This is a genomic window from Candidatus Thermokryptus mobilis, from assembly GCF_900070205.1.
Classification (GTDB): Bacteria; Bacteroidota; Ignavibacteria; order Kryptoniales; family Kryptoniaceae; genus Kryptonium; species Kryptonium mobile.
In genome coordinates, this window is sequence record NZ_FAOO01000011.1 from 20,340 (window position 1) to 27,308 (window position 6,969).

Here is a 6,969-nt window from a genome sequence, read left to right on the forward strand (position 1 = left end):
TTACCTCCTAATAGTCAAATTTTATTTTGAAATAAGTTAAAAAATTTCTCTCATATTTTTCAACACCGAATATGGCGAAAAAATCCTTCGCGAATTCTATAAATAAACTGCCCCCAAATTTATACCTTTTCTCAGTATCACCGCTGAGAAACCTAACTGTGTTGGAATCGTTAACGCGATGCCCAAGATTATAATCACCTCCAACATTTAAAGTGTCTGTCCCGACGATTTTATTCTTCCCATGTCTTATTTTTTCAACAAAAAAGTTCAATACGGTTCTTTTTGATAGAAGATAATTAATTTTGATGAAAAAATCATCCGAATTAGGTCCAATCCAATGTCCAAGCAAAAAACCATTGTGAGTGTAATTGTTTTCGTTTATCCTGTGCGAATATACATACGGTTCTATCCTTGTGTATTCAAGTATGATGTCCGTATCCTTTAAGCCAGCAAAGTATAGCCCCACTTGATATCCGAGTTGATTCCCATACCAACCCGTGCCGATTAGGGGAAAGTTTATATCGTCAATCAAAATCGTCCCGTAAATTTGAAAATTTTTGAATAAATTTGACTTGAAATTGAAGCCAAGTAGGGAATTGTCCCTGTCTTGAAGTGAATGTTCAGCCGACTTGTAAAAATTAAATGGGTTAAGGTATGCAAGCTCTGGGAAACGCCTTGCGTAAATGATCCCTTCCCAAACACCAAAGTTAAACTTGTCCCAAAAGTTGAAATTCAATCTGTGGGTTGCAAGATACTTTGAATTTATAACGATTATATTGCCTGCAGTTGTATCGGGTATTGTAAACTTTGTCCCAAGAAGCCAGGAATGAACGAAGTCGTAGGATACGCCTTTGTATTTAAAACTAATTTTGAAGAAATCAAAGACAGGGGCGGTTTCCGAAATGAAAAGTTTCCCAGAAAAACCATAACCCTGTGTTATCGCTTCTCTCCCGATTTGTAAGCTTATATGCTTCGTTTGATATTTTATGTATGCTTCTGTGAAATCAAAATTTACGGAACCGGGCTCGTTGAGTTTATAATTTTGTTTCAATTTCAAGTCCTCAAGCGCAAGTTTTTTATCACCGAAAATTTGACCATCCGTTGATTGTAAGTAAAATCCAATTTTGCCATCGTATGTACCTCTTAACCTTCCACCAATTTCAGCAAGTAAAACATTTGAAGCTCGTGAAAACCTTAAATCAAAATTTACAAGCGCATCAACAAAGAATGAAATGCTCGTATCTCTGTAAGAGTATAAGTATTTGGCTCTGTCGGAGAATAAAAATTCTCTTTTTAAAAAGTCGCTGAAGATTTTAGTTTCAAAAAAGTTTTCTTTTTTAAGTTCATTCTCAAATTCAATCATCAAGAGTTTGAGGGTTTCCCTTTCATTCCTACTCAGTTTCTCATATTGTGAATTGATTTCGCTTAAAAATTTGGCAACTTCCCCCCTTGACAGTGGCAATGAGACATCGTCAAAATTTTTTATAAACCCCTTGACTTCCATTCTTTTTAAAAACATGTAAACTCTGTTTGTTATCGGGACATTCTCAACTTGAGAAAGTAAATTTGTTGAGATAAAAATTATTAGGGCGTAGAGGATTTTTCTCATCTTACAGCGTCCCAATCTTTTGAAATTGACCTTCTCAAAAACATAATTGAAATTGAATTCAAAAACCACAGCGTTAATGTTCTTATGTAACCATACTTGCGGTATCTTCTCGGTGATTCATAAATTTTCACCCCATAAACATTGATTATTTTGCCAAGCCGGCGAAGTCGCATGTAAAGGTCAAAATCCTCGCCAGCCGGTAGTTTTTCGTTGTAGCCGTTAACTTTGAAGAAAAACTCCCTTTTTATCGCATGGCATTCGCCTCTCCCCATACCTAGCCCAATTATATTAAGGGTTGCGAAGAATTTGTTCAAGAAAGCGTGAAAAATTTTATCTTTCAGATTTTCTTCTTCCGGATAAACATTTACTTCAAAAGCGAGAGCAACTATTGACGGCATTTTAAAGAGATTATCGCATAATTTAAAAAAAGTTTCAACATCGCTTATCCTTGCGTCTGCATTTAAAAATATAAGTATTTCCCCGTCGGAGTGCAAAGCGCCTATGTTTCTACCCCCACCTATCGTTTGCCTTTCTTTTGTTTCGTTCAAAATTATTTTATCGGCAAATTTCTTCGCTATCTCAATTGTTGAGTCGGTGCTCCCTCCATCACTTACGATCACTTCAATGTTGAATTTCTTTTTTAACTCTTCGTCAAATGTTTTTTCCGCCCATTGAATTGTTTTTTCTTCGTTAAGGGTTGGAATTATGACAGAAAATCTGTGCATGTGCGTTTGGGCAAAATTATTTTTAAAATAAAAACCCCGAGAACGAAACTCTCGGGGCTTCGCAAACGGGAAATCTCAGCGCTTAATTTTCAACCCACGAGATTTTTTAACTCATCAACGAAGATATCCATCTCTTTCTTCGTCCTTTTCTCAGTGACTGCGATCAACAGACCATCACCGTAGCCGGCAAATTTTGAAATGTCAATCCCGGGCAAAATTTTTTTCGCCTGCAATTTATCTTTGATAAGCGAAACTGGAAGCGGTGTTTCAACAACGAACTCTTTGAAAAATGGCTGTTTATACTTGAGCTTGAAGCCGTCAATTTGTGAAATTTTTTCGGCAAGGTAATGACTTTTTTGAAGGCAAAGCGTTGCAACTTCTTTTAATCCTTGTTTTCCCATTAAAGCCATATAGACAGTTGCGGCGAGCATCATCAAGCCCTGATTCGTGCATATGTTTGAGGTTGCCTTTTCCCTTCGTATATGCTGTTCCCTTGTTTGAAGTGTGAGCGTAAAACCTCTTTCACCATTTCTGTCAATCGTGATGCCGGAGAGACGCCCAGGCATTTTTCTAATTAAAAATTCCTTTACGGCAAAAATTCCAAGATAGGGTCCACCAAAGCTTAAGGGTATCCCAAGCGGTTGACCTTCCCCAACAACAATGTCAGCTCCATATTCACCCGGAGGAACAAGCAACCCAAGCGAAATTGGATCAATCGCAACAATAAATAAAGCGCCATGCAAGTGAGTTATACGTTCAATTTCAAATACATCTTCAATGTTTCCAAAGAAGTTCGGTTGCTGAACTATAACACAGGCGGTATTGTCAGTGACCTTTTGTTTTAAATCCTCAATATCACATACGCCAGCATCAAATTTTGTCAATTTGATCTGCGCTTTTCTCGGGTGAGTGTATGTTTTTACTACCTTGAGATAGTTTGGATTAACTGGACCTGCTACCACAACCTCTTTTCTTTCGGTATATCCTATTGAAAGTAAAACTGCTTCGGCAAGAGCGCTTCCACCATCATACATTGAGGCATTTGCTGCATCCATTCCCGTCAAACGGCAAATCATTGTCTGGTATTCATAAATTGATTGCAATGTTCCTTGGCTCACCTCCGCTTGATAAGGGGTATATGCTGTGTAAAATTCCGACCTGCTTATTATTGTGAAAACGGCTGAGGGTATGAAGTGATCATATGCCCCGCCTCCGAGGAAACAAATCGCATGGTTTAAATCAAGATTTTTCTCAGATATGTCCTGAAGTTCCTTTAAAACCTCATATTCAGAAAGTGGCTCTGGGAGATTTAGTTCCTCTTTTAACCTTATCTCGGCGGGTATGTCGGAGATGAGCTCCTCAAATGATGATACCCCAATTGCTTTTAACATTTCTTTTTTGTCTTCCTCGGTATTTGGAACGAAGCCCATTTTTGATGTGCTCCTTAAATTTTACTTTCCAATTAACTTTTTGTAGTCCTCCGCTGAAAGCAAATTGTCAAGCTCGCTTAAATCGCTGATTTTAATTTTAATTATCCAGCCCTCGCCATAGGGGTCTTTGTTGATTAAATCGGGTGAATCCTTCAGTTTTTCATTAACTTCAATGACTTCACCCGATAACGGAGAGAAAAGGTCTGAGACGGCTTTGACAGCTTCAATTGTGCCGAAGGGCTCAAGTTGTTTTACTTGTTTTCCGATCTGTGGAAGTTCAACATAGACGATATCACCTAATTCACTTTGAGCGTAATCCGTGATTCCAACGACCCCGATAGAGTCATTTTCAACTCTGACCCATTCATGTTCTTTTGTGTACCTTAAATTTTCTGGGAATTGCATTTTTGACTCCGTGTTATTTTTTAATCGTTCATGTTGAAGCTTGTATCAATATATTTTGTGTCGTAATCAACACCGCTTCTAAATTGTGGCGAATTTAAAATTTTTATATGAAATGGAATTGTTGTGTGAACGCCTTCAATTATAAATTCATCAAGTGCTCTTAACATGCGAGCTATAGCTTCATCCCTATTTCTTGCGTGAACTATAAGTTTTGCGATCATTGAATCGTAATATGGAGGGACAACATATTCTTGATAAATGTGTGAGTCAACTCTGACGCCATATCCACCTGGGAAATGAAGTGCTGTGATTTTTCCAGGCGAGGGTCTAAAACCGTTGAACGGGTCTTCGGCATTTATTCTACATTCAATTGCGTGACCGTTTGGCTTTATTTGTTTTTGTTTTATTCCGAGTTTTTCACCTGAAGCAATTCTTATCTGCTCTCTCACTATGTCAATTCCATAGACCATCTCTGTCACTGGGTGTTCAACCTGGATTCTTGTGTTCATCTCCATAAAGTAGAAATTCCCATCTTTATCAACAAGGAATTCAATTGTTCCAGCATTTCTATATTTTACGCTTTTGGCTCCTTTTACAGCAGCCTGTCCCATTGCTTCGCGAAGTTCAGGTGTGACAATTGGGGAAGGGGACTCTTCTATAAGTTTTTGGTGTCTTCTTTGAATTGAACAATCCCTTTCACCGAGGTGGATAACATTTCCGTATTCATCAGCAAGTATTTGGATTTCAATATGTCTTGGTCTTTCAATAAACTTTTCAACATAAACGGCTGGGTTTCCAAATGCAGCTTCAGCTTCTGCTCTTGCGGTTTGCCAGGCATTTTCAAGTTCATCATCGTTTCTGACCAATCGCATTCCTTTTCCACCACCACCAGCAGCTGCTTTAAGCATTACTGGATATCCGATTTCATTTGCTATTTCACGAGCTTGCTCAAATGTTTCAACAATACCATCACTTCCGGGGATAACTGGAACACCAGCTTTTTTCATTGTTTCTTTTGCAAGTGCCTTGTCCCCCATCGCCTCAATAGCATCGGGCGTTGGACCTATAAATTTTATCCCTGAAGATTCACATATCTCAGCGAACATAGCATTTTCAGCGAGGAAGCCATATCCGGGATGTATCGCCTCGGCATTTGTTATCTCAGCAGCTGCTATTATCCTCGGTATGTTAAGGTAACTATCTTTGCTAGGTCCAGGACCTATGCAAACAGCTTCGTCTGCGAATCTGACATGAAGTGAGTATTTATCCGCCTCGGAATAAACGGCGACAGTTTTTATCCCCAGTTCTTTACAGGTTCTAATTATCCGTAAAGCGATTTCTCCTCTATTGGCGATTAAAATTTTCTTTAGCAATTTCGCATCAAAATTTGATTTCGCTTAATCAAGGAGTTCAATTAAAAAGAGAGGTTGCCCATATTCAACTGGCTGAGCATTCTCAACTAAAATTTTCGCAACGATTCCGTGAACATCCGATTCAATTTCGTTCATAAGTTTCATCGCTTCAACTATACAAAGCACAGTTCCGGGGAAAACTTCATCACCAACTTTGACATACGGTTCAGCATCTGGTGCTGGTGCCCGATAAAATGTTCCAACTATCGGTGATTTTATCTCGTGGTATTTTTTCCCTGTCTCAACAGCCGTGACTTCTTTTTTCTCTTCCTTCGTTGTGGCGGACTCTTGAATTGTCGGTTGGGCTTGTGAAATCTGCGGTTGAGTCGTCAAGGGTAAGGGTTGTTGAACGAAACCAGCAGGAGGATAAATCGGAAAAGGAATCGGAATATAATTCATAGTTGAATTTGTCCCCGTGGCTACCGCTTCTCCTTTTCTGTTTTTGCTTATCCTTACCCTTGAACCCTCAATTTCTATCTCAACCTCTTCAACACCGCTTTCATCTACAGCTTTGATTAATTCCTTGATGTAATTTAAATCCATTTTCTCACCAAATTTTATTTTACCCTTTCAACATATTCACCCGTTCTAGTATCAACTCTGATTTTTTCACCCTGTTCAATGAAAAGCGGAACATTTATGACAGCCCCTGTCTCAAGTTTAGCCGGCTTCATAACATTTGTCACGGTATCGCCTTTTATTCCAGGTTCCGTCTCAATCACTTCAAGCTCAACAAATGTTGGGAGCTGGATTCCAAGGATTTGGTCTCCGTCAAAGAGTATATCAACCGTTTCATTCTCCTTCATAAAAAGTGCATTTTCCCCGACTAGTTCGCTTGGGACATGTATCTGATCAAATGTTTCAAGGTCCATAAAGACGAACTCGTCTCCATCCTTGTATAAAAATTGAAACTTTCTGAAATCAAGGCGCACAATTTCTATTTCCTCTCCCGAGTCAAATGTCTCTTCAAGCACCCTTCCCGTTTTAACTTCTTTAAGCTTAACCCTAACAAAAGCCCCACCACGACCTCTTTTTACATGTTGGAAATCAATCACAGTATAGACCTTCCCGTTGTATCTTATGTTCAAACCGTTTCTGATGTCAGCAGTTGTAGCCATAAGGGAATCGCCTTTGTTTCGGATTTACTTTGAAAATATAAAGAAAAGCCGAGTTAAAAGCAAGAAGTTTAGAGAAAGGTTTTTACTTTATCTTGCCTTCAGCTAAAAGATGTTCCTTTCTGTAAATATCTTATTTGCACTTTGAGGTTTTCCAATGTATAAAGTTGCCAAGAAACCGGGACAAAAATAGGTCCTTTCTTCCTCTTTCTTTGTGACAATTCAAAACTAAGAAGTAGATGGAAAGCGTCTTTTGTAATTTTTGGGTCTTTA

At 38.6% G+C, this 6,969-nt stretch carries 7 protein-coding genes; all 7 read right to left on the reverse strand.

Going from position 1 to position 6,969, the window contains the following annotated elements; translation table 11 throughout:
* Positions 1–7: 7 nt before the first annotated feature.
* Positions 8–1,609: a capsule assembly Wzi family protein gene (locus tag FKZ43_RS07900; RefSeq protein ID WP_140945344.1), complete on the reverse strand. Its 1,602-nt coding sequence runs from the start codon at positions 1,607–1,609 to the stop codon at positions 8–10.
* The gene (locus tag FKZ43_RS07905) at positions 1,606–2,334 is read right to left on the reverse strand and encodes a glycosyltransferase (protein ID WP_140945345.1); all 729 of its coding nucleotides are present in this window, start codon (positions 2,332–2,334) and stop codon (positions 1,606–1,608) included. Before FKZ43_RS07905 ends, FKZ43_RS07900 begins: the two co-directional genes overlap by 4 nt.
* A gap of 89 nt (positions 2,335–2,423) precedes the next feature.
* Positions 2,424–3,764, reverse strand: a complete 1,341-nt coding sequence (gene gcvPA / locus FKZ43_RS07910) for an aminomethyl-transferring glycine dehydrogenase subunit GcvPA (RefSeq protein ID WP_140945346.1) — start codon at positions 3,762–3,764, stop codon at positions 2,424–2,426.
* A gap of 21 nt (positions 3,765–3,785) precedes the next feature.
* Positions 3,786–4,169, reverse strand: a complete 384-nt coding sequence (gene gcvH / locus FKZ43_RS07915) for a glycine cleavage system protein GcvH (RefSeq protein WP_140945347.1) — start codon at positions 4,167–4,169, stop codon at positions 3,786–3,788.
* A gap of 20 nt (positions 4,170–4,189) precedes the next feature.
* Positions 4,190–5,542, reverse strand: coding sequence for an acetyl-CoA carboxylase biotin carboxylase subunit (gene accC / locus FKZ43_RS07920; protein ID WP_140945348.1), 1,353 nt, complete (start codon positions 5,540–5,542; stop codon positions 4,190–4,192).
* Between the two features lie 24 nt (positions 5,543–5,566).
* Positions 5,567–6,124, reverse strand: coding sequence for an acetyl-CoA carboxylase biotin carboxyl carrier protein (gene accB, locus FKZ43_RS07925; protein ID WP_140945349.1), 558 nt, complete (start codon positions 6,122–6,124; stop codon positions 5,567–5,569).
* A 14-nt stretch (positions 6,125–6,138) separates the two neighbouring features.
* Positions 6,139–6,699 carry an elongation factor P gene (efp, locus tag FKZ43_RS07930; RefSeq protein ID WP_140945350.1) on the reverse strand — a complete coding sequence of 187 codons (561 nt, stop codon included), beginning with the start codon at positions 6,697–6,699 and terminating at the stop codon, positions 6,139–6,141.
* Positions 6,700–6,969 lie beyond the last annotated feature (270 nt).